The sequence below is a fragment of the Candidatus Pantoea formicae genome (genome assembly GCF_011752625.1).
Lineage (GTDB): Bacteria > Pseudomonadota > Gammaproteobacteria > Enterobacterales > Enterobacteriaceae > Pantoea > Pantoea formicae.
In genome coordinates this window covers 66,118-88,525 of sequence record NZ_VWXD01000016.1, presented here as the reverse complement: position 1 = coordinate 88,525, position 22,408 = coordinate 66,118, and the positions used below count along the sequence as shown (strand labels likewise).

20 protein-coding genes are annotated in these 22,408 nt (G+C 52.9%); 6 read left to right on the top strand and 14 right to left on the bottom strand.

Annotation, left to right across the window (positions count from 1 at the left end; translation table 11 throughout):
- Nucleotides 1–155: 155 nt before the first annotated feature.
- On the bottom strand, nt 156–1,139 hold the full coding sequence (locus F3J38_RS25580) for a nickel/cobalt transporter (protein WP_167143773.1): 984 nt from the start codon (nt 1,137–1,139) through the stop codon (nt 156–158).
- Complete coding sequence (locus tag F3J38_RS25575; RefSeq protein ID WP_167143770.1) at nt 1,130–1,756, bottom strand: DUF1007 family protein; 627 nt, start codon at nt 1,754–1,756, stop codon at nt 1,130–1,132. The genes F3J38_RS25580 and F3J38_RS25575 overlap by 10 nt, the downstream gene beginning before the upstream one ends.
- A 156-nt stretch (nt 1,757–1,912) precedes the next feature.
- On the opposite strand from F3J38_RS25575, the gene csiE reads away from it, so the two are divergent.
- Nucleotides 1,913–3,184 carry a stationary phase inducible protein CsiE gene (gene csiE, locus F3J38_RS25570; protein ID WP_167143767.1) on the top strand — a complete coding sequence of 424 codons (1,272 nt, stop codon included), beginning with the start codon at nt 1,913–1,915 and terminating at the stop codon, nt 3,182–3,184.
- Here the strand turns inward: csiE and F3J38_RS25565 are convergent.
- From F3J38_RS25565 to F3J38_RS25555, 3 genes are all read right to left on the bottom strand, one after another.
- Complete coding sequence (locus F3J38_RS25565; protein ID WP_167143764.1) at nt 3,181–4,320, bottom strand: 3-phenylpropionate MFS transporter; 1,140 nt, start codon at nt 4,318–4,320, stop codon at nt 3,181–3,183. The two genes, csiE and F3J38_RS25565, sit on opposite strands and share 4 nt — an antisense overlap.
- A gap of 307 nt (nt 4,321–4,627) precedes the next feature.
- Nucleotides 4,628–5,881, bottom strand: a complete 1,254-nt coding sequence (gene glyA, locus F3J38_RS25560) for a serine hydroxymethyltransferase (protein WP_084936449.1) — start codon at nt 5,879–5,881, stop codon at nt 4,628–4,630.
- 38 nt (nt 5,882–5,919) lie between these two features.
- Nucleotides 5,920–6,183: a hypothetical protein gene (locus F3J38_RS25555; protein ID WP_167143761.1), complete on the bottom strand. Its 264-nt coding sequence runs from the start codon at nt 6,181–6,183 to the stop codon at nt 5,920–5,922.
- A gap of 38 nt (nt 6,184–6,221) precedes the next feature.
- Between F3J38_RS25555 and hmpA the strand changes: the two genes are divergently transcribed.
- Entirely contained in the window at nt 6,222–7,406 is a 1,185-nt protein-coding gene (hmpA, locus tag F3J38_RS25550) for an NO-inducible flavohemoprotein (protein ID WP_167143758.1), read from the top strand.
- Between the two features lie 47 nt (nt 7,407–7,453).
- Here hmpA and glnB read toward each other — a convergent pair whose 3' ends face one another.
- The 5 genes from glnB to purL form a co-directional block, all read right to left on the bottom strand.
- The gene (gene glnB / locus F3J38_RS25545) at nt 7,454–7,792 is read right to left on the bottom strand and encodes a nitrogen regulatory protein P-II (RefSeq protein WP_039329891.1); all 339 of its coding nucleotides are present in this window, start codon (nt 7,790–7,792) and stop codon (nt 7,454–7,456) included.
- Between the two features lie 197 nt (nt 7,793–7,989).
- Nucleotides 7,990–9,321, bottom strand: a complete 1,332-nt coding sequence (gene glrR, locus F3J38_RS25540) for a two-component system response regulator GlrR (RefSeq protein WP_167143755.1) — start codon at nt 9,319–9,321, stop codon at nt 7,990–7,992.
- A gap of 2 nt (nt 9,322–9,323) precedes the next feature.
- The gene (gene qseG, locus F3J38_RS25535) at nt 9,324–9,995 is read right to left on the bottom strand and encodes a two-component system QseEF-associated lipoprotein QseG (protein WP_167143752.1); all 672 of its coding nucleotides are present in this window, start codon (nt 9,993–9,995) and stop codon (nt 9,324–9,326) included.
- A 3-nt stretch (nt 9,996–9,998) separates the two neighbouring features.
- A complete protein-coding gene (locus tag F3J38_RS25530) occupies nt 9,999–11,426 on the bottom strand; it encodes a sensor histidine kinase (RefSeq protein ID WP_167143749.1) in 1,428 nt (475 codons plus the stop codon).
- A 593-nt stretch (nt 11,427–12,019) separates the two neighbouring features.
- Nucleotides 12,020–15,910, bottom strand: a complete 3,891-nt coding sequence (purL, locus tag F3J38_RS25525; protein WP_167143746.1) for a phosphoribosylformylglycinamidine synthase — start codon at nt 15,908–15,910, stop codon at nt 12,020–12,022.
- 271 nt (nt 15,911–16,181) lie between these two features.
- On the opposite strand from purL, the gene mltF reads away from it, so the two are divergent.
- A complete protein-coding gene (mltF, locus tag F3J38_RS25520) occupies nt 16,182–17,639 on the top strand; it encodes a membrane-bound lytic murein transglycosylase MltF (protein ID WP_167143743.1) in 1,458 nt (485 codons plus the stop codon).
- Here the strand turns inward: mltF and tadA are convergent.
- Entirely contained in the window at nt 17,636–18,130 is a 495-nt protein-coding gene (gene tadA, locus F3J38_RS25515) for a tRNA adenosine(34) deaminase TadA (protein ID WP_167143741.1), read from the bottom strand. The two genes, mltF and tadA, sit on opposite strands and share 4 nt — an antisense overlap.
- Nucleotides 18,131–18,187: 57 nt before the next feature.
- Complete coding sequence (gene yfhb / locus F3J38_RS25510) at nt 18,188–18,826, bottom strand: phosphatidylglycerophosphatase C (protein ID WP_167143738.1); 639 nt, start codon at nt 18,824–18,826, stop codon at nt 18,188–18,190.
- Nucleotides 18,827–19,035: 209 nt separating this feature from the next.
- Between yfhb and F3J38_RS25505 the strand changes: the two genes are divergently transcribed.
- The gene (locus F3J38_RS25505; protein WP_167143735.1) at nt 19,036–19,875 is read left to right on the top strand and encodes a MurR/RpiR family transcriptional regulator; all 840 of its coding nucleotides are present in this window, start codon (nt 19,036–19,038) and stop codon (nt 19,873–19,875) included.
- 19 nt (nt 19,876–19,894) lie between these two features.
- Here the strand turns inward: F3J38_RS25505 and F3J38_RS25500 are convergent, their stop codons facing one another.
- Nucleotides 19,895–20,203: a hypothetical protein gene (locus F3J38_RS25500; protein ID WP_167143732.1), complete on the bottom strand. Its 309-nt coding sequence runs from the start codon at nt 20,201–20,203 to the stop codon at nt 19,895–19,897.
- A gap of 393 nt (nt 20,204–20,596) precedes the next feature.
- Between F3J38_RS25500 and F3J38_RS25495 the strand changes: the two genes are divergently transcribed.
- Both F3J38_RS25495 and F3J38_RS25490 read left to right on the top strand, forming a co-directional pair.
- Entirely contained in the window at nt 20,597–21,445 is an 849-nt protein-coding gene (locus F3J38_RS25495; RefSeq protein ID WP_205298408.1) for an RNase A-like domain-containing protein, read from the top strand.
- Nucleotides 21,446–21,447: 2 nt separating this feature from the next.
- Nucleotides 21,448–21,765 (top strand): contact-dependent growth inhibition system immunity protein, encoded by a 318-nt coding sequence (locus F3J38_RS25490; RefSeq protein WP_167143729.1) that lies wholly within the window; start codon nt 21,448–21,450, stop codon nt 21,763–21,765.
- A gap of 127 nt (nt 21,766–21,892) precedes the next feature.
- Here F3J38_RS25490 and F3J38_RS28420 read toward each other — a convergent pair whose 3' ends face one another.
- Complete coding sequence (locus F3J38_RS28420) at nt 21,893–21,973, bottom strand: tail fiber assembly protein (protein WP_167143785.1); 81 nt, start codon at nt 21,971–21,973, stop codon at nt 21,893–21,895.
- Nucleotides 21,974–22,408 lie beyond the last annotated feature (435 nt).

Below are 22,408 nucleotides of genomic sequence, written 5' to 3'. Positions count from 1 at the left end.
ATGGAATGAGTGCTTGCCGAGATCGATACCAATGAGCGATACGTTTTGCATGATGATCCCCTTCAGAAAGAAAAACACCCTGTCAGCATAGCGCCCGACAGGGTGGAGGTGACCATCTCATTAAGGCGGATATCATATCCGCCTTTTTTTCGCCGTTAAAACGGACGTAAACCGCTACTCATCATCGGTTGAGCGCTCTGCCACAATAACCATCCAGCCAGAACCAGCACGCACCCCCCGAGCAATCCCAATGCAGGCATCACAATCTTGGCCATGCGCGTACCGCTGTTAGCCGCACCCAGTCTTTCGGCCAATCGACGCGATCGTTGTACCAGCAACCCCATCGCCGACACCGTGATTGCGGTACCCGCAGCCATGACAATCGCCGATGCCACGCCCCACGCATAAACGCCAATCACTTTGGCAAACAGCAACATCATAATTGCGCCAGAGCAGGGACGCATGCCCATGGAAAACACCACCAACGCCTGGGTTTTGCCACTCACCGCTTGCTCCATTTGTTCCGCGCTCGGCAGATGGGCATGACCACATCCGCAATCGGCATGGTGCTGATGATGCGGGCGAATCGCATGAATCTGCAGTTTCTGTGCAACGGGGCGTAGCGCCTGATAGAGCGCACGCAGCGCGCGCCAGCCCACCCAGATACCCAGCGCCATCACCAGCGAGTAACTTCCCTTTTCCAGCCAATAGCTCCCAAGGTGCATCTGGCGGGATGATGTTTGCAACACCACCAGCATCAGGGTCACTAGGCCAATCGCCACGCCGCCTTGCAACAGTGCGGCCAGCAGCGTCAACTTCATACTGGTTTTCAGCTTAGTGGGATGGGTCGCCAGAAAGGTACTGATCACCACTTTGCCATGACCCGGACCCAGCGCATGTAACACGCCATAGGCAAGGCTGAACAGCATCAATGTCACACCCGCTTGCAAAGGTTGTTCTGCGACCTGCTGCAGCAACTGCGTCATCTCTCGGTTCAGGACTTTCTGCCACAGCACACTCTGCAGCAAGATTTGTGACCAGTGTTGCCACAGGGCCATACCTGCAGCCAGCATCACGAGTGCCAATAACCACAGCGGCCATAAGCGGCGTGAACGGGAAGGCAAAGACATTAATGACATGTGAGGGTGACCGTCTGTGCGAACTGCTGACCAAGATCCATATCTTCCGGTGGTGCATCGGCTTTATCCAGCGACAGGGCGTATTGTTTGAGCGAGTCGTCTGGCTTCGGGGTATGTAAGTCAATCTGGCAATGCGCTTTCACGGTCTCATCCATGGTTAATGCCTGTGGGTTATCGTAATACATATCAACAAAATAGCTCGGGTCAAACGTCTGGATGCGATACTGTTTAGCGCTTAGCAACTGCGGCTCACCAAAGGGCACAATAAATTCCAGCACCGCTTTATTGCCGCTGCGCGACAGGTTGTACTCTTTGGGTAAATTCAGAAACTTCACCCGCGTTTTGTCCTGCCACACTTCTGAGAAGTAGTGCTGCCCTAACACATTCGCCATCACCTGCGCGGCCAGCTTTTTCCATACCACATCACCCGGTTTTGCCTTACCCGCATCGTAGAGCAGATCGGCCGAGGTGATTTCATCCATGGTCCACACCATCTTCATGCCTGTCAGGTGTTGGTTATCACTGATGAACTCGGTTTTCATATCAATAAAGCTGTGCGGATGGGACCAAGCCAGCGTGCTAAACAATAGCGTAAAAGTAATGAGCGCAATTTTCATGTGTTATAAAGTAACAATTCTCAAGTGAAGATTATACTGGTCCAGAAAAACTGTGACCCGCCTAAAAGCTCTGAGCAAAAGTCACGACAAAGTGAAGGGTTACCGCGCGGAGTTAGCTATTCTTAGCTCAAAAATGACCTGCGGGTAATTCTATTGATGAGTTCTGCACCTTCATCTGCACCACTCTTCAGCCGCTCCCAGCGTCGTTGCCATCTGCTATTGCTGCTGTTTCTACCCGCTCCCGCGCTAACGCTTGAAAAACTCTGCCAGTTAAATGGCGTCGATCCTGCCGTTGCCCGACAGGATATCGCGGATGTCGGTGATGAGATACAGCGCTTCCATCAACTGGAACTACACCAGATGGTCGATGGCAGCTTTCGCATACACGGGACGGAACTGGACAGGCGGCTTTGCTTGCTCCACTGGCTGCGACGCGCGCTGCGCTTGTCGCAGGATTTCGTCTGCGAACATTTTGCCCCGGTGCTGCGTCAACGGCTTAAAGTACTTAATATCGAAAAAGCACTGTGGGATGAGACCAATCTGCAGGCACTGATTCAGCACTGTAGCCTTAAGCTGGCACGCGACTTCAGTCCGCGTGACCGCTTGTTCCTGCAAATCTTTATGAAATATGCGCTGTGCCAACGCCAAAACGCGCTCTTCAGCGATGCGCAGCGCGCATGGTTGGCAGTGAAAATCGAGCGCGGTGCGGCGGATGATGTGATTCACCATTGGCAGAAACGCTGCCATATCGTGCCAGACGTCAGTGAAACTGACTTTTGGACGCTGCTGTTCAGCCTGATTCACGCCCCAGATGGACAGCAACTCGAAGATAATGATCAGGCCCATAAGTTAATGATGGCGGTGGAAGCGCTGATTGCCCGTTTCGAGCAGTTGGCACAGACACGTATCAAGAATCAGCATCAGTTGAAATTACAGCTGTTTACCCATCTGGCGCAGGCGCTTGATCGCAGCCACTTTTCCATCGGCATTGATAACAGTGTCGCGCTGGATGTGGCGCGGCTTTACCCACGTCTCCTGCGCACCACTGAGCGCGCTTTGTATCACTTCAGCAGCGACTTCGGCACACAATTCAGTGCCGAGGAAGTGAGTTTGGTGGCCGTGCTGTTTGGTGCATGGTTGATGCAAGAGAGTGCACTGCAGGAAAAGCAGGTGCTGCTGTTAACGGGCGCAGATGCTGCGCTGGAACAATTGCTGGAACAGCAGATCCGCGAGATGACGCTATTGCCGATCAATATCACCTATCAGGACATGCTGCATTTCCAGCGTGAAGGTGCCCCGCGTGATGTCGCGCTGGTCATCACACCTTACGCGACGTCCCTACCGCTGTTTTCACCGCCGCTGATACATGCTGAACTGCCGCTCAGCTATCATCAGCAGCAGCGTATTCGCCAGTTGTTAGAAGCTTAAGCAGCCCGCGGGCGCAGGAACAGTGCGGGAAGCGCCACCAGCGCCATCACCCAGAAAAGATGTCCCTGCAAGTGCGTGAACAGCACACCGGAGATCATTGTCATTACGGCGATCCCACCGCCCATCGCCAATGCAGAGTAAAGTGATTGCAAGCGAATCACCTCGGCACCCTTACGTGCGGCTATAAAGCGCATGGCCGCCAGATGGCATACGGTGAAGCTGCCACAATGCAAAATCTGAGCAGTAATTAACAGCGGCAGTGCGGTGCTGGATCCCAGCATCACCCAGCGCACTAAAGCGCAGCAGCAAGAAAGCAGCAACAAGTCGCGGGCGCTCCAACGACGGAACAGGCGATGACTGAGGGCAAAGATAACGATTTCTGCGACCACCCCCAGCGACCATAAATAACCAATCACCGAAGCGGAGTAGCCTGCCTCCTGCCACCAAATCGCACTGAAGCTGTAATAGGCTGCGTGAGCACCCTGCATCAAAGTTACACACAGCATAAAACGCCACACGGCATTTTCTCTCAGCAAATCGCGCCAGGCAGACCATCCACCACCACTGGCCCCTTGCCGTGCATCTCCCTGAGGCTGAGTTTTTGGCGTCAGCATCATGCCGCTGAGCATGATCAATACCCCAACACTCAATAGCGTCAGAATCGCCTGCGAAGACCATGCGCTGACCAGCATCCCCGTTAGCGCAGAGCTGATGACAAAGGCCAGCGATCCCCATAACCGCACCGGTCCATAGGCCAGTCCAATTTGCTGCGTCCAGGTTGCAGCTAGCGCATCGCTTAACGGAACCAGCGGTGAGAAGAAAAGATTAAAGCCCACCATCACTAACAAGAGCCATAGCCACTGTCCGCCAAACCAGAAGCCCAAGGCAAATAAACACGTCATCAACGCCAGCAGACGCAGCGCCAGAATCAACTGTGAGGGATTTTTTACCTGTGAGGCGATCAGCAAGCTGCCGACGAATCGTGCCACCATACCGCATCCGAGCAGCAGGCCGATTTTTTCCGCATCTAAACCAATACCCTTCAGCCAAACGCTCCAAAAAGGTAAATAGATGCCGTAACAGAAGAAATAGGTGAAGTAGCTGAGTCCCAGCCATCTGGCCGATCCGATGGTCATGTTGCCTCCCGCAGGCATGTCGGCTGCGCCCGCAGCCCGTTGGGCCGCTACTTTGTCAGAGGCTTGAGCAAAAGTGAAATGAAAGGTCGGGGAAAATCTTTTGTTATGCGACAGGCTTCGCATCGGGAGAGGTTAAAGACGCTGCACTAGCAAGGTGTACCTCATCGCGCTCTGTGCGTTTAACCTGCTGGTTCTGCACACATTCCTCTGTGCGCGGAAAATGTGCTAACGGTATTTAGGATGGGTCACGCGCATAAAAAAGGATGGCCATCGCCATCCTTTTTTGTCACATCAGAGTTATGCCAAATCAGGCATAAACTGGCAGACGCGCACAGATGTCGAGGACTTTCTGCTTGGTGCGCTCAATGGTTGCTTCGTCGTTGATGTTATCCAACACGTCAGCAATCCAGCCAGCCAGTTCGCGAACTTCTGCTTCTTTGAAGCCACGACGGGTGACCGCTGGGGTACCAATACGTACACCGGAAGTCACAAATGGGCTCTTAGGATCGTTTGGTACGCTGTTTTTGTTCACGGTGATATTGGCACGACCCAGTGCGGCATCGGCTTCTTTACCGGTCAGGTTTTTGCTCACCAGGTCGATCAGGAACAGGTGGTTATAGGTTCCGCCTGAAACGATGTTGTAGCCACGCTCCAGCAGTACTTCAACCATCGCTTTTGCGTTTTTAGCGACTTGCTGCTGGTAAGCTTTGAACTCTGGCTCCATCGCTTCTTTGAAAGCAACGGCTTTGCCGGCGATCACGTGCATCAACGGACCACCCTGACCACCTGGGAACACCGCAGAGTTCAGTTTTTTGTACAGGTCTTCATCGCCGTTTTTCGCCAGAATCAAGCCACCACGTGGACCCGCCAGGGTTTTGTGGGTGGTTGATGTCACGATGTGCGCATGAGGGACTGGGTTCGGATAAACATCCGCAGCAATCAGACCCGCAACGTGTGCCATATCAACGAACAGGTATGCGCCAACGCTGTCTGCGATCTCACGCATTTTTGCCCAGTCACACACGCCAGAATACGCAGAGAAACCGCCTACGATCATTTTTGGCTTATGAGTTTTCGCCAGCTCAGCCAGTTCGTCGTAGTTGATTTTGCCTGTTTCATCGATGCCGTAAGGGATAACGTTGTACAGTTTGCCTGACAGGTTAACCGGAGAACCGTGGGTCAGGTGACCACCGTGCGCCAGGTTCATACCCAGAATGGTGTCACCCGGCTGCAGCAGCGCAGTGTAAACCGCGAAGTTAGCCTGAGAACCAGAGTGCGGCTGTACGTTAGCAAAGTCTGCACCGAACAACGCTTTAGCGCGGTCGATAGCCAACTGCTCAACGATATCAACATATTCACATCCGCCGTAGTAGCGTTTGCCCGGATACCCTTCCGCGTATTTGTTGGTGAGCTGTGAACCTTGCGCCTGCATAACGCGTGGGCTGGTGTAGTTTTCAGAAGCAATCAGTTCGATGTGCTCTTCCTGACGCACCTTCTCTTGCTCCATAGCCTGCCACAACTCGGCATCATAATCGGCAATGTTCATATCACGCTTTAACATCCGGCATCTCCTGACTAGCTAACTTTTTTAACGGCAGTTTAGGCCCCGGCAAGGGGGCGAAGGCCAACAGTGTAAACGGTTTTGTCAGGTGACGGTAGCGTCAATCCGCTCTTTTTACGCAAACGATTGGCATGGCGCTGGAACGGGTTTTTTACGCTTTTTTGCAAGCCTGCAAAACAGGATATTTCCTCAATCTGAAGCGGAAAATTTTTCAGGTTTGTGGGCCAGATTCCAGCTTTATCGCTTAACCCGCAAACAAAACGGGGGGATTTACAGGCAAGATGAACGATCATAAGATGCATTTAAAATACATGTTTAAAATCACTGTGAGGAATTCACCATGCTCGATGCACAAACAATCGCTACCGTAAAATCTTCATTGCCTGCCATTGCTCAGGTTGGGCCTGAACTCACTGGCCACTTTTATCAACGTTTATTGACTCAACATCCTGAGCTGAAAGACGTGTTTAACATGAACAATCAGCGTAGTGGCAATCAGCGTGAAGCCCTGTTCAATGCCATTGTGGCCTACGGCAGCAACCTGGAAAATCTGGCGGTGTTGCTGCCTGCAGTAGAGAAAATTGCGCAGAAGCACACCAGCCTGAATATTCAACCCGCACAGTATGCGGTCGTGGGCGAAACGCTGCTGGCGACCATCCAAGAGCTGCTCAACCCCGGTGATGAGGTCCTTGAAGCCTGGGGTAAAGCCTACGGCGTGCTGGCTGGGGTATTCATTCAACGTGAAGAGGCGATTTATCAGGCCTCTGAAGAAAAAGTCGGTGGCTGGCGTGGGCCACGTGATTTCCGTATCCGCGCCATCCACGCGGAAAGCTCAGTGATCAAAAGCTTCGAACTGGTACCCAACGACGGTCAACCTGTGGCAGATTTCTTAGCGGGGCAATATCTGGCTGTCAGCCTGCGTCCAGCAGGAAACGAAAATATCCAACATCGCCAATATTCCCTGACGCATGTGCCGAATGGTCAGTCCTACCGCATTGCGGTCAAGCGCGAAGAACACGGCAGCGTCTCTGGCTGGCTGCACGCCAACGCGAAAGTGGGTGATATTATCCAGTGTGCGGCACCTGCCGGTGATTTCTATCTACAAATCGAACCCGCTACTCCCGTCACCCTTATTTCCGCCGGTGTCGGTCAAACACCTATGTTGGCGATGCTAGCCAACCTTGCTGAACAGCAGCATGATGGCGCGGTTAATTGGCTGCATGCCGCTGAAAATGGCTCGCAGCATGCTTTTGCTGACGAGGTGAAGGATTTGGGTTCACGCTTGTCACATTTCAGCAGCCACATTTGGTATCGCCAGCCGGAAAGCACGGATAATGACCGTTACGATGCGCAGGGGTTGATGGATTTGGCTCGCGTCTCGAGCGAATTAAATCAGCCCGAACGTCAATTCTGGCTATGTGGCCCACTCGCATTTATGCAGTTTATCGCACGCCAGTTGACTGATGCGGGTATCACTGCCGATCGCATTCACTACGAAGTTTTTGGCCCACATAAAGTGCTGTAAACAAAAAAGCCTGCACAGTGCAGGCTTTTAGCGGGTGATGGAGGGGCTTAGATAGCCTCTTCGTCCTCTTCACCGGTACGAATACGGACAACGCGCGCCACATCAAAGACGAAGATTTTGCCGTCGCCGATTTTACCGGTCTGAGCAGTTTTCATGATCGCTTCAACGCAGGTGTCGACGATATCGTCACCGACGACCATTTCGATTTTCACTTTTGGCAGAAAATCGACCATGTACTCTGCGCCGCGGTACAGCTCAGTGTGGCCTTTCTGACGACCAAAGCCCTTCACTTCACTGACTGTCATCCCGGTGATGCCGACTTCCGCTAACGCTTCGCGAACATCATCGAGTTTAAATGGTTTAATAATTGCATCGATCTTTTTCATGACAGATCCTTTTTTCACTCCCTCCATGATGGACGGATACAGTGAGTATATACCCGTCCTACTTCAAGTTGCAGGTGCATTGGCTGCTCTCTTTCACCCGAATCACTCTCTAAGCCTATCGGGATTAGGGTTTGCCGCCTTGTTGCCACTCGAATGCTTTAGGGTAGTCAATTGATGAATAAATATGCCGCAGCAAACTACTCTTTAAATTCGCTGGCGTCTAGCTCATGGCGTGACAGCAGCTTATAGAATTCAGTACGGTTACGTCCAGCCAGACGCGCGGCGTTAGTGACATTTCCTTTGGTCATCTGCAGTAATTTACGCAAATAGTTCAGCTCAAACTGATTACGCGCCTCCACAAATGTCGGCAATGCGGTATTTTCACCCGCCAGCGCTTGTTCAACCAGCGCCTCGCTGATCACCGGAGAGGTACTGAGCGCGACACACTGCTCAATCACGTTGACCAGTTGGCGCACATTACCCGGCCAGCTTGCCCCCACTAACCGTTTCATGGCATCGACTGAGAAACTGCGAACAAAAGGTTTATGCCGCTCAGCAGACTGCCGCAACAGATGATTCGCCAACAACGGAATATCTTCCGCACGCTCGTGTAAGGCAGGAATCTTCAGATTCACTACGTTAAGTCGATAGTAGAGATCTTCGCGAAAACTCTTCTTCTCCATCGCTTTAGGCAGATCGCGGTGGGTAGCCGAGATGATACGCACGTTGATATCAACATCACGATTACTGCCCAGCGGACGAACTTTGCGTTCCTGCAAGACACGCAACAGCTTCACCTGCAACGCCTGCGGCATATCGCCAATTTCATCAAGGAACAGTGTGCCCCCTTCTGCCGCCTGGAACAGCCCCTCTCGCGCACTAACAGCTCCGGTGAAAGCCCCTTTGGCATGACCAAACAGCTCCGATTCCAACAGCTGCTCGGGTAACGCACCACAGTTGATAGCGATAAACGCTTTCGTTGCGCGCGGGCTGGCGGCATGAATCGCCTGGGCTAACACTTCTTTGCCTGTTCCGCTTTGGCCGTTAATCAGTACACTGACATCGGATTGCGCCACCATGTGGGCCTGCTCAAGCAAGCGCAACATCAGTGGATTGCGCGTCACCACCGCCTCGCGCCAGGCATCATCACTGGCAGGAGCGCGCTGGGCCAAAGCTTCATCGATCGCTTTATATAACGCATCACGATCCACCGGTTTCGTCAGGAAACTGAACACGCCCTGCTGCGTCGCAGATACGGCTTCGGGAATGGAGCCATGTGCAGTCAGGATGATCACCGGTAAACCGGCATGGCGTTTCTGAATTTCACCAAACAGCGCCAGACCATCCATTTCATCCATGCGTAAATCGCTGATAACTAAATCCGCTTTCTCTTTTTGCAGATGGCGCAGTGCTTCTGAACCGCTTGCGGCGGTCGCTACCTGATAACCCTCGCTGCTCAGGCGCATACCGAGCAGCTTCAGTAAACCTGGGTCGTCATCAACCAACAGTAAGCGTGCGGATTGTTTCATGGTTACTGATCCTCGCTTTGTGCATCGCTGGCACCGTGCGCTGCGTCACTGCTGTCAGGGGCTTTACGCGATGACAGCTGGCGTTCAATGTCTGTTAAACGCTCAAGTTTATGTTGAGTGTCCTCCAGCGACTGACGCAATTTAGTCTGCTGCTGGCGCAAGCTATCGAGTTCAGCATCGTTACTTTGCTGCAATGTGGCATAACGGCTACGTTCGCTACTGAGTTCCAACTGCGCCGCTTGGTTGCTGCGCCACAGCTGTAACAGAGGACGTACTGCAGTTGGGTAGCTCGCGCTGTACCCGTCCAACGTATCCAAAAATTGGCGGCGCTCAATTGGCGTGACGTTGCCGTTGGCCAGTAAAATACCTTGTTTGAAAGCGCTGGCCCAGTTTTGTACTGGCCAACGGCGCGCTTCCGCACGAGCTTCAGCAGGAGACAGACGCTCTGCACAATCTATCGCGCGCTGCCAGTAGAGCGGATTGCTCATGGCTGCTGGGGTTGCAATCTTCCAGACATTTTGGCAATCGGTAGCCAGATAATCAGGCAGGCGCACCTCTGGCTCAGCCAGGTTGCTGCCATCGTGTAATGTGATGCTCGATGAGGGGGTTTGACAGGCACTGAGGCCTAACGCCATCAACGCGCAACCAAAAAGTTTTACTAAAGCGTGTTTCATTAATCAGGCATTCCCGGCGCTGGTAGTCAAAATGATACGAAAACAGACATCCGCATCCTTGCGCGTCACCAATTGCAAATCGCCTTGCATCCTGCGCAAGCAATCTTTAGCGATGCTTAAACCCAGCCCGCTACCTTTAACAGGCCCTTTGCGCTGCTGGCTGCCCTGATAAAAGGGTTCAAAGATCATCGCCTGTTCTTCAACCGGAATCGGTGTACCCGTATTAGCGACCTCTATCCACACCTGGTTGCCTTTCTGCTGGCTCTGCAGCCAGATGTTACCGGATTCGCTGCCGTAGTTCACGGCGTTCGAGTATAGGTTATCAATGACTCTTTGCAGCAGCGTGGCCTCCGCCAGGCAATGTGCTACCTGCAGATCAACATGGGTTGTCATTTGACGCGCGCTGGCCGGAAGCGAATGGATTTTAACCACTGAATTTATGATGTCAGTCAGCGCCACGGCTTCCAACGCCATCGGACCATCCGCCAGCTTGCGATTGTAATCAAGCAGTTGCTCAATAAGACGCTGTAAATGGCGACTGCTAGTATCAAGAATCGCTACCACTTCTTGCTGTTCCGCATTGAGCGGCCCAGCCACCTGGTCGGCTAATAATTCCGTGCCTTCACGCAAGCTGGCAAGCGGGGTTTTCAGTTCGTGCGAGAGATGGCGCAGAAATTCGTGTCGTTGTGCTTCCAGCCAGCTCAGACGCTCGCTCAGCCAGACAATGCGCTGCCCAAGTGAACGGATTTCTCGCGGACCACGAAAGCTGACGCTATCACCCAGCGCCTTGCCCTGCCCCAGGCGATTGATCATACGCTCAACCCGCTTGACCGGGCCGATAATCATGCCAGTGAACAACAGCACCAACGCCAGGCTAATCAGGAAAAGAATCAGCGCCTGCCAGCCAAAGAACTGACCACGATCGGCGATTTCTCGTTGGAGTTGTAATCCCCGTGAGAACACCACTTCTCGGGTGGCTTGCACCATTTGCGTGTTGGCATCAGAAAAATGCTCCAGCGCCGTTGCTGCGCTGGTGACGGGATTGCCGTTGTCGCACTGTACGCTGGCCAACTGTGGCAGGGCATTCTGTAGCACTTTGAAGGAGGGAAGATCGGGCAAGCTGGCAGCGTGGCTGGTGAGCATTTGGCCGTAACGTGTCCACTGTGTCTGGTACAACTTCAGCAGCGTGGCATCACCTAATACGCAGTACTGGCGATAGCTGCGTTCCAGCTCCAGCGCGGTACGCGCCATGGCTTCGCTACGACGTACATCGGTAAAAGTATTACGATTGGTATCCGCCGCTTGGTCGCTCAGTGCTGAGAGGCTTTCCCAGGCCTGCCACGCCAATACCAGCAACGGTAACAGTACCAGCAGAAATGCCAGCAGCACCAACTGCCGCAATGACCGGGGAAACAGACGCCATTTCTTCACAACTGCGCTTCCTTCAAGGTGAACTGCAGGCATGCTAGCGAAGTATCTGTAGGTAAGAAAGTGGAGATATGAAAACGGCAGGCCTTTTGGCCTGCCGTGAGAGCGACGCCGCAGCATCGCTGTAAGAATAGGTGGAGCCTAACTCAACGTTGCGTCCGATGCTTGATAACGTTGCAAAGCAAGCGATTATCGGTTGGGTGGACGGCAGGCTCCGTTTGGTGCGTCATTCAGATTTTATGAGCTCAACCGCAATGCGGGGCAATCATAGACAGGAGAATGAGCAACGCAGTTAGTATAGCAACTATCGTGCCAAAAATGAAATAGCTTGAATTATCAGAGTAATGCGGGTGAGGAAAGGCGATATAAGGGAAAAGCGGACCGGCTGGTCTGATAAAAGTGTCGCTAATAAGCAACGATTCAAAAATCCAAAAAACGAGACATTATAAATCAATGAGTTATATGTCACCATTTGGCGACACTCGTTAACCTCTGTTGTCGCCAATTTTAGACACTCCCTGACAGCAACAAAATGCTGAATCTCAAAGGTAAAAAAAAGTCGCCCGCAGGCGACTTCTCATTACAGAGGGATAAACTTAGCCCAACTGCTTACGTGCATTACGGAAGATGCGCATCCACGGGCTGTCTTCGCCCCACTCTGCCGGGTGCCAAGAGTTGCTCACCGTACGGAACACACGCTCTGGGTGCGGCATCATGATGGTGACGCGACCGCTTTCGTTGGTGACCGCAGTGATACCGTTTGGCGAGCCGTTCGGGTTCGCAGGATAATTTTCGGTGACTTTACCGAAGTTATCCACGAAGCGCAGAGCCACCAGACCTTTGCTTTCCAGCTGTGCCAGATGGTTAGCATCACGGACTTCCACGAAACCTTCACCGTGCGAGACAGCGATTGGCATATGAGAACCGGCCATGCCGTCCAGCAGCAGTGATGGGCTAGCCGCCACTTCAACCAAACTGAAGCGCGCTTCAAAACGCTCTGACTGATTGCGCACGAAGCGTGGCCACAAGTCGCTACCCGGAATCAGCTCACGCAGATTCGACATCATCTGGCAGCCATTACACACACCCAGCGCCAGTGTCTGCGGACGGTGGAAGAAGTTTTCGAACTCATCGCGCACGCGACTGTTGAACAGAATCGACTTCGCCCAACCTTCACCTGCGCCCAGCACGTCACCGTAGGAGAAGCCACCACAGGCCACCAATGCCTGGAACTCTTCCAGACCACGACGGCCTGCCAGCAGATCGCTCATGTGCACATCGACAGCGGTGAAGCCCGCACGGTGGAAGGCAGCCGCCATCTCAACATGGGAGTTGACGCCCTGCTCACGCAGCACGGCAACACGTGGACGCGCGCCAGTAGCAATCATCGGTGCGGCAACATCTTCTTCAGGCTTAAAGGTCAGATGGACGTTCAGACCTGGGTCATTATCGTCTTTCTTGGCTTCATGTTCCTGATCGGCACAGGCTGGATTATCGCGCAGGCGCTGCATCTGCCAGGTGGTTTCTGCCCACCAGGTACGCAGCGTGGTACGGCTTTCGCTATACACCGCGCTGTCGCCAGAACGAATCACAAAGCGATCGCCCGCTAACGCTTTACCAATCACATGCACGTTGCTGCTCAGGCCGTGGTCGGCAAACACTTTTTCAACGGCTGCACGATCTGCGGCCTGAATCTGAATCACGGCACCCAGTTCTTCAGTGAACAGGGCTGCCAGTGCATCACTGCCCAGTGCGGCGATATCCGCTTCGATACCGCAGTGACCCGTGAAGGCCATCTCTGCCAGCGTCACCAACAATCCACCATCAGAACGGTCATGGTAAGCCAGCAGTTTCTGCTCAGCCACCAGCGCCTGAATAGCATTGAAGAAGCCTGCCAGCTGTGACGCATCGCGCACATCAGCAGGCTTGTCGCCCAGTTGACGGTAAACCTGAGACAGTGCGGTCGCACCCAAGGTGTTCGCGCCATTGCCCAGATCAACCAGCAGCAACAGGTTATCCTGGTCTGCTTGCAGCTGAGGCGTCACGGTACGACGCACGTCCTCGACGCGAGCAAATGCGGTGATCACCAGCGACAGCGGCGACGTCATCTCACGCTGTTCGGTACCCTGCTGCCAGCGAGTTTTCATCGACATGGAGTCTTTGCCCACTGGGATAGTGATTCCCAGCGCTGGGCACAACTCTTCGCCCACGGCTTTGACGGCAGCATATAAACCAGCATCTTCACCTGGGTGACCAGCTGCGGCCATCCAGTTAGCCGAGAGCTTCACGCGCTGCAGCGAACCAATTGAGGTGGCTGCCAGGTTGGTCAGCGCCTCACCCACGGCCAGGCGGCCAGAGGCAGCGAAGTCCAGCAAGGCCACTGGCGCACGTTCACCCAGTGAGAAGGCTTCCCCGTGATAGCTGTCCAGGCTGGCGGTGGTCACCGCACAGTTTGCGACGGGGATCTGCCATGGGCCGACCATCTGGTCACGCGCGACCATGCCGGTCACACTGCGGTCACCGATGGTGATCAAGAAGGTTTTCTCTGCCACGGTTGGCAGATGCAGTACACGATTCACCGCATCAGCAACGGTAATACCGTCACGCACCAGAGCATCGCCTTTGGCCTGCTGAGTGGCAACATCACGCGTCATCTTCGGCGTTTTGCCCAGCAGCACATCCAGCGGCATATCAATCGGGTTGTTGTCGAAGTGGCTGTCACCGAGGTTCAGATGCAGCTCTTCGGTGGCTTCACCAATCACCGCATAAGGCGCACGCTCACGCTTACACAGCTCGTCAAACAGCGCCAACTGCGCAGGCGCAACGGCCAGAACATAACGTTCCTGAGATTCGTTACACCACACTTCCAGCGGGCTCATACCTGGCTCATCGTTGAGGATGTCGCGCAGGTTGAAGTTACCGCCACGGCCGCCATCACTCACCAGTTCTGGCATGGCGTTAGAAAGGCCACCAGCACCCACATCGTGAATGAACAGAATTGGGTTGGCTTCGCCAAGCTGCCAGCAACGGTCAATCACTTCCTGACAACGACGTTCCATTTCTGGGTTGTCACGCTGTACAGAAGCAAAATCGAGGTCAGCATCAGACTGGCCAGACGCCATCGAAGAAGCCGCACCGCCGCCTAAACCGATGTTCATGGCAGGGCCGCCGAGCACGATCAGTTTCGCGCCCACAACGATTTCACCTTTCTGCACGTGGTCGGCACGAATGTTACCAATACCACCCGCCAGCATGATTGGCTTATGGTAGCCACGCAGTTCTGAGCCATTATGGCTGTTAACGCGCTCTTCGTAGGTACGGAAGTAACCATTCAGGGCAGGACGACCAAATTCGTTGTTGAAAGCCGCGCCGCCCAGCGGGCCTTCAGTCATGATGTCCAACGCGGTAACGATGCGATCCGGCTTACCGAAGTCTTCTTCCCATGGCTGTTCGAAGCCAGGAATACGCAGGTTCGACACGGAGAAACCGACTAAGCCCGCTTTTGGTTTCGCACCACGTCCGGTTGCACCCTCATCACGGATTTCACCGCCAGAACCGGTTGCCGCACCCGGCCATGGGGAAATGGCGGTGGGGTGGTTATGGGTTTCTACTTTCATCAGGATATGGGCATCTTCCTGATGGAAAGCATATTCGCCCTTCTGCGCATCCGCGTAGAAGCGACCCACTTCCGAACCTTCCATCACGGCGGCGTTGTCTTTATAAGCAGACAGCACGTGCTCAGGATTATGTTCGAAGGTGTTTTTGATCATTTTAAACAGCGACTTCGGCTGTTTTTCACCGTCGATAATCCAATCGGCGTTGAAGATTTTATGACGGCAGTGCTCGGAGTTTGCCTGAGCAAACATGTAGAGCTCGATGTCATTAGGATTGCGACCCAGCTTGGTGAAAGCATCCAAGAGGTAGTCGATTTCGTCATCGGCCAATGCCAGGCCCAGCGTGGTATTCGCTTGCTCCAGCGCAGCACGGCCGGCCCCCAGCACATCAACGCTTTTCAGCGGTTGAGGTTCATGGTGAGCGAACAGCTGCTGTGCGTCATTGAGGTCAGCAAAAACGGTTTCCATCATGCGGTCATGCAGCAAGCTGGCCAGCTGTTGCCATTGTGCTTCGGTCAGTTGTGGTGCCTGCACATAGAACGCCATGCCACGCTCCAGGCGAATCACCTGAGGCAGATCGCAGTTATGCGCAATGTCGGTGGCTTTAGACGACCACGGAGAAATGGTGCCAGGACGTGGCGTGACCAGTAACAGACGCCCTTGTGGCGCGTGCTCGGCGAGAGAAGGACCGTATTTCAGCAGACGCTGCAGGCGGGCGTGTTCATCCGCACTGAGAGGTGCGCTGACATCGGCAAAATGGACGTACTCGGCGTAAATATCACTCACTGGCAGGTGAGCGTCCTGAAAGCGGGTCAGCAGTTTGTTTACACGAAATGCCGACAGAGCGGGCGAACCACGCAGAATTTCCATCATCAAAGATCTCTCGTCTTTGAAGCGCCGGGCGACGCTTCATTGGGCGCAACAGGGGAAAACGGGCGGTATTATAGAGAAAGCGCGCGGGTAACGAAACCGTTTGCGCATAAAATCTGGCACTCAGCATTTGGCTGAATTTTGCACAATTCTTGCTATATAAGTTGCCCTGCTGCGCTTTGTTGCGCAAAATGCCCATCGCTCTGGGAGTGAAAACAACATAAATACTGCCTTTTAAAAGACAGAGGCCTGTGAGCCATTACGAGACAACTATTTGAAACGCCTGAAAATAAACTATCTGTTTATCGGTCTGATCACCGTGCTGCTTGCGCTGGCACTGTGGCCTTCCATCCCCTGGTACGGGGGCGGAAAAGACGCGCTATCACAGATCAAATCACGTGGAGTGCTGCGCATCAGTACCGTTAACTCCCCGCTGACGTATTACACCATCAACAATGCACCAGCCGGTATGGATTACGAGCTGGCGAAACGCTTCGCCGATTATCTTGGCGTCAAACTTGAGGTCACGGTGCGTCCTAACCTCGGCGATCTGTTTGACGATCTGGATGATGGTAAAGCGGATTTGCTCGCAGCTGGACTGATCTACAACGGTGAACGCCTTGCCCACTATCAAAGTGGACCGAGTTACTACTCCGTTTCGCAGCAGTTGGTGTACCGCATTGATAAACCACGGCCGAAGAATCTCGGCGATCTCAAAGGCCGCCTGATTGTGCAGTCCGGTTCGGCATATCTGTCAACTTTACGTTCCGCCAAAGCTGACAGCTATCCCGATCTCGATTGGGCGATTTCCACCGATCAGGGGCAAAAAGCGCTACTGGAAGCCGTCGCCGACGGCAAGCTGGATTACACGGTGGGCGATTCTGTCACCATCGGCCTGCTCCAACGCATCCATCCGCAACTGGCTGTGGCGTTTGACGTGACCGATGAAGAGCCGGTGACCTGGTACTTGCCGCGTAATGATGATGACAGCCTGAATGCGGCGATGCTCGATTTCTACAGTCAAATGGGTGAAGAAGGCGCGATGGCACGTCTGGAAGAGAAGTATCTCGGCCACGTGGGCACCTTCGATTACGTGGATACCCGCACTTTCCTGCGCGCTATCGACAACACCCTGCCGGATATCAAGCCGCTGTTCGAGAAATACGCTGCAAGCATGGACTGGCGCCTGCTGGCGGCGATTTCCTATCAGGAATCGCACTGGAATCCGCAGGCGACCTCACCTACCGGTGTGCGCGGTATGATGATGCTGACACGCAACACGGCAGACAGTCTTGATGTGAATGATCGCCTCGATCCGGAACAGAGCATTCGTGGCGGCAGCGAGTATTTGCAACGGATGATGGAGAAAGTTCCGGATACCATTCCTGATGATGAGCGCATCTGGTTTGCGCTAGCGGCTTATAACATGGGCTATGCGCACATGTTAGATGTCCGCAAGCTCACTGCGAAACAGGGCGGTAATCCGGATAGCTGGGCCGATGTGAAATTACGCCTGCCGATGCTGAGCCAGAAGCGCTACTATGCGCAGACCACCTATGGCTATGCGCGCGGCCATGAAGCCTACAATTACGTGGAAAACATCCGTAAGTATCAGATAAGCCTGGTGGGATATTTGCAAGAGCAGGATAAGCGGCTCGCGCAGCAGTCTGCGCTGGAAGCCGAGTTAGGCGCCGGCTACCCGGCGGTCGAACCCAAGATTGCGATGAATTAACCTTCGCGCTGCGCCTGACGCAGCGCTTTCTTTTGCTCGCGACGCATGCGGAAGAAATCACTTAACATCCCGGCGCACTCCTCTGCCAACACACCGCAATCAATCTGAATCTGGTGGTTCATGCCAGGGTGGCCAATCACATCTAACAACGATCCTGCCGCACCGGTTTTTTCATCTTTCGCGCCATATACCAGTCGCGTGATGCGGCTGTGCACCATCGCACCGGCGCACATCACACAGGGTTCCAGCGTGACATATAAGGTGGTATCCAGCAGACGATAGTTTTCGAGGATTTTACCGCCCTGCCGCAGCGCCATGATTTCAGCATGCGCCGTGGGATCGCACTGTCCAATTGGGCGATTCCAGCCTTCGCCAATGACTTTATCGCCCTGCACCAGCACGGCTCCCACTGGCACTTCGCCCTGATCCCACGCGCGCCGCGCCAGCTCAAGCGCATGACGCATCCAAAATTCATCAGTTTGTGGGTTCACCGGACAACTCCTGCGGATAGAAAAGGCGGCGCATTATAGACGGAATCGCTGTGTGATTCACTCCAGCTGTTGCAGATCACCGCGTGGCGTGACGCGCCAACGGTGCTGACAGAAGAACAGCAGCGGATTGTCCTGCTTGCTGTCGCTGTAACCACTGTAGAGCTGCAATGGTGTACCGATCTTCTCTTCGAGCTGCGCCACTTTTTCATGCCCAAGACAGCGCATCGCCAGCACCCGTCCACCCAAACCTGGCTGCATCTGACTGGCAATCAATTGCACGCGCGGCAGAAAGGCGGAATCGAAGTACACCTGCTCTACCAGCGACTGCGGTGACCCGGTGATCAGCCAGACATCGGCATCATCGCTGCTGAGATAGTCGGTAAGGCGCTGCTGCACGACCGGGAATGCCGTCACTCGCTGACGGAACCAGGCGGCAAACTCCGCTTCACGCTGACGTAGGCGCGGTTCGCTATGACCAAAAGTAATGGCCCACAGCAACAGGCTCATTGGCCAGCGCGCTGCACGTCCTTTTACCAGCATTCCCAACCCGATCACCGGCAGCAGCGGCACCACCAGCAGTAAATTGAGCGGCTGACGGCGCAACAAATAGCGCATAAAAGTGCCAAACATGTCTTGCTGATGCAGCGTGCCATCCAGATCAAAAAAAACCACGCGGCGTTGCGTACCCTTTGTCAAACTCCACTCCTTATCTATCCTTTCAACTCTACGGCTTGCCCTACAGTGTAGCCAGCTTCATCAGCGGAGGCGAAAGCAGTCATTTTTAATTCCAATGACTACAATGCCAGCTGAATAGTTTATTCTCTGTGTCGGTGTGCTGTCATTAACGAGTGATGGCGCGAAAAGAGACTAAGCTCAACCGGGAATAGTTGGATTAAGGATCGAACATGAGTTCATTGCTGCGAATTCGCCAGCTCTACCCTCGACTGGCGCTGAATGAGCGTCGGCTGGCGGATTTTTTGCTGTCGCAGCCGGATCGGGCACGGCATCTGAGTTCACAAAAACTGGCTGAGGAATCGGGTGTCAGCCAGTCAAGCGTGGTGAAATTCGCCCAAAAGTTGGGCTATAAAGGTTTTCCGGCGTTGAAGCTGGCGCTGAGCGAATCGTTGGCAGATCGTGACGCCATTACCGTCCATAACCACATTCTCAGCGATGATCCGCTCAAAGTGGTGGGTGAAAAATTACTGACGGAGAAGATCTCTGCGATCCGCGCCACGCTGGATATCAATAGCGAAGAGAAACTGCTGGAAACGCTGCACCTGTTAAAAAATGCCAACCGTATCCTGCTGGTCGGCATCGGTGCGTCGGGTTTAGTGGCCAAAGATTTTTCGTGGAAATTGATGAAAATCGGTATTAACGCAGTTGCCGAGCAGGATATGCATGCGCTGTTAGCCAGCGTGCAGGCCATGGCGCCAGGCGATGTACTGCTGGCGATCTCCTACACTGGCGAGCGGCGTGAGATTAACCTTGCGGCGCAGGAAGCAGCCCAGTTGGGTGTCGATGTATTGGCGTTTACTGGATTCACGCCAAACTCGTTGCAGCAGTGTGCATCAATCTGCCTTTATACCGTGGCTGAGGAACAGAGCACACGCAGTGCAGCCATCTCATCGACCAGCGCGCAACTGGCACTCACCGACCTGCTGTTCATGGCTTTAGTACAGAACGATCCGGAACGCGCCTCAAGCCACATTCGCCACAGTGAAGAGCTGGTGAAAAAGCTGGTTTAACAGCCAATAAAAAAGGCCGTTATTCGGCCTTTTTGTCATGGTTTGCCATCGCCTGGCGACAGGCTTCACGGCTGTCACGCTGCAGCAGATGCAAACATTCTTCGCAGAGGCATCGATCGGTGGAAATGAGCCGAGTCCAGAATCCGCGTACGGTGCCGCAATTGATACAAGTCTGTTTTGAAAAGATATTCTTCACGCCGTTATTATTTTTCATGCCTATAGGACAAGCATTTTTGCTGATCATCATCAGCACAAAATGATAACTCGGATAATTCCCACGCACTATCAAACTTTCATCACTTACCAATGAATAATGCTTCAGTGACAAGATTCACGGCTTTGTTTGATCCAGGACAAGTTATCCAACGAACGATAAATCCCGTTTTATGGTAAGGTGCGCGCCTTCCTGAACCACGTTAGCGATTATCATGGTTTTACTCATCACTGCGAAATGCATCAATTTTGATATGTGTAACACGTCCATTTTTAACCATATATAACAACTAATTGTAATACCGTGTTGTGCTGCGTGTTTCTTCCTTCAGACAGATTGGCGCTCTCCTATCCGCCGTTCGCAACACAAAAAATACTGCTTAACGGACTAAGTCGCTAACTCTTCCCCATGCACACTCATCCCCTCGCCTCGGTTAATTCATCGTTTTTCATTTTTTATTCCGGACTCACCGTCTAAAGTTGCCTCACGAATGATGATTCAGTAGCAATGGAACGCTCAATTGTGAATGACGATAACGGTTTAAAAGTTGCTATATCCCCAGTCCAGTTAGCGGCAGTACTTTCCGATAAAAGCATAAGTGAAGGCGAAACCCTTAGTAACCGACTATTTGGTGGGCTTGGGCTCGCTGGGGGTGTGGTCGAAATGTTTGGAGCCGGTGCGATGTGCGTCGTCCCTGAACCGACGATGCTAACGAAAGCCGGTTGTGTGATTGTAGGTACCCATAGCCTTGATACCATCCAAGCATCAGTGCGGCAGGTCTGGACAGGGCGACAGGTTAGTACCGATACATATAATTCAGCAGTTGCATTAGCTGAAACGCTGGGTGCAGACAAAGACACAGCAATGAAAGTGGGATTTACCGTTGATCTGGCTATACCAATGGGATTTGCTTTTGCGATTGGAGCTGTTCGGGTGGCTGCAATACGAAGTGGCAGGATTAGCCTCGCTGAGCATGAGGCTATGGCAGGACGTGCGGGGGGAGGACACACTATTGAAAGGCATATTGGCAAAACCCTGGAAGAACTTCAGGCACGGCTGTCAAGAAGAGCTGCACTGACAGAGACGAGTAGTTTCAGATCTACCCGTGAAGCTGAACAACTCATTTCGAAAGTGCTCAGTGATAATAGAAATCAGATCGAAATGTGGGTAAAGCACCTGCCACCCGGCATGAATGCAAAAATGGAACTAGAGCGTGTATTTGCACACCAGACTGGTATCCTTGTCATAAGGGGATCAACGAAAGTGACAGCATGTTTTAAAGTTCGTATTGTCATCCGTTTCCAGCAATGGCATGGAAAACCTTATTTTGTGCTCACAGCATTTCCGAAGGCATAATTATGGAAAAAATAAATCTGAATGAGCTGAATTGTTTTATTACTGTTTATTTCGGGCAGGATTACGATCTTATTGATGACAGTGATGAAATTGAACCTAAAATTGACGCATTCATTGCAGATACCCATTACGCATTGCGGCACGGCCTAATTGATGATATCGACCTTTTTCTCGCTGAGTGTGACGACCTGGAAAAGGATTTTCACGACCGATATCAGCACGATTTTGATCCAGCATTATGGAATACTACACCAGCTGACTTTTTGAAGTTGGTGAGAGACAAAGTCCGTCAGTCACTTCAGGATCAACAACCTGGCTAAGCTTGAGCGCTTAACCTTAAAAGTTCATGCTGCTCAAAGAGTGTAGTTCGGCAAGAATTCCCGCACCAAAAAGCGATGGATCATGCACAAAAACCGCAGAACCTATCGCTTAAATGATATATCCATATCAGGAAGGCTGCTCAGGCCATGTGATATAATCTGCCATATTGGCATCAATACGATTTACCGCCACACGATATTGCTTCAATGCCTTCTAGTGAGGCCATTGCCTCATCCAAATCCACCGCGCCGGTTTTTTGTGGCTGCCGTTTGGCTTCACCCGGAGTATCGTTCTACGGTGAGGATTTCCACCCCGTAATCTGCAAAAAGATATTCGCGGTACATGTCTGCCCCTGCGCCGGGGCTTTTTTACGCAGATGGTTTGGTAGGCCACTGAACATCAGCCGCAACACAAGAGCGCATGTGTGAGAGTGTATAAGGCGGCGTGCATTCATCCCACTGCTAAGTGGCAGTTATATACGCTGAATCATTTTTGGTGGATGAGCTTTGTGTTACTGTTCGGGCCATTCGAGATTCCTGTATTTTCACGCCTTAATCGTCATGCACACACAAGCGATGAAATGGCGAACCTTTTCCGGCTTGTGTTGTTGTTTTGTGTTACAACACATCGTTTCTCAACAGG

Bases quoted from the DNA above. Each gene is read 5' to 3' on its own strand.
- F3J38_RS25575 (WP_167143770.1), bottom strand. From the start codon at position 1,756: ATGAAAATTGCGCTCATTACTTTTACGCTATTGTTTAGCACGCTGGCT.
- F3J38_RS25505 (WP_167143735.1), top strand. From the start codon at position 19,036: ATGAGTTCATTGCTGCGAATTCGCCAGCTCTACCCTCGACTGGCGCTG.
- purL (WP_167143746.1), bottom strand. From the start codon at position 15,910: ATGATGGAAATTCTGCGTGGTTCGCCCGCTCTGTCGGCATTTCGTGTA.
- F3J38_RS25580 (WP_167143773.1), bottom strand. From the start codon at position 1,139: ATGTCATTAATGTCTTTGCCTTCCCGTTCACGCCGCTTATGGCCGCTG.
- glyA (WP_084936449.1), bottom strand. From the start codon at position 5,881: ATGTTAAAGCGTGATATGAACATTGCCGATTATGATGCCGAGTTGTGG.
- F3J38_RS25495 (WP_205298408.1), top strand. From the start codon at position 20,597: ATGGAACGCTCAATTGTGAATGACGATAACGGTTTAAAAGTTGCTATA.
- glnB (WP_039329891.1), bottom strand. From the start codon at position 7,792: ATGAAAAAGATCGATGCAATTATTAAACCATTTAAACTCGATGATGTT.
- hmpA (WP_167143758.1), top strand. From the start codon at position 6,222: ATGCTCGATGCACAAACAATCGCTACCGTAAAATCTTCATTGCCTGCC.
- F3J38_RS25565 (WP_167143764.1), bottom strand. From the start codon at position 4,320: ATGACCATCGGATCGGCCAGATGGCTGGGACTCAGCTACTTCACCTAT.
- glrR (WP_167143755.1), bottom strand. From the start codon at position 9,321: ATGAAACAATCCGCACGCTTACTGTTGGTTGATGACGACCCAGGTTTA.
- F3J38_RS25555 (WP_167143761.1), bottom strand. From the start codon at position 6,183: ATGCATCTTATGATCGTTCATCTTGCCTGTAAATCCCCCCGTTTTGTT.
- qseG (WP_167143752.1), bottom strand. From the start codon at position 9,995: ATGAAACACGCTTTAGTAAAACTTTTTGGTTGCGCGTTGATGGCGTTA.
- F3J38_RS25490 (WP_167143729.1), top strand. From the start codon at position 21,448: ATGGAAAAAATAAATCTGAATGAGCTGAATTGTTTTATTACTGTTTAT.
- csiE (WP_167143767.1), top strand. From the start codon at position 1,913: ATGAGTTCTGCACCTTCATCTGCACCACTCTTCAGCCGCTCCCAGCGT.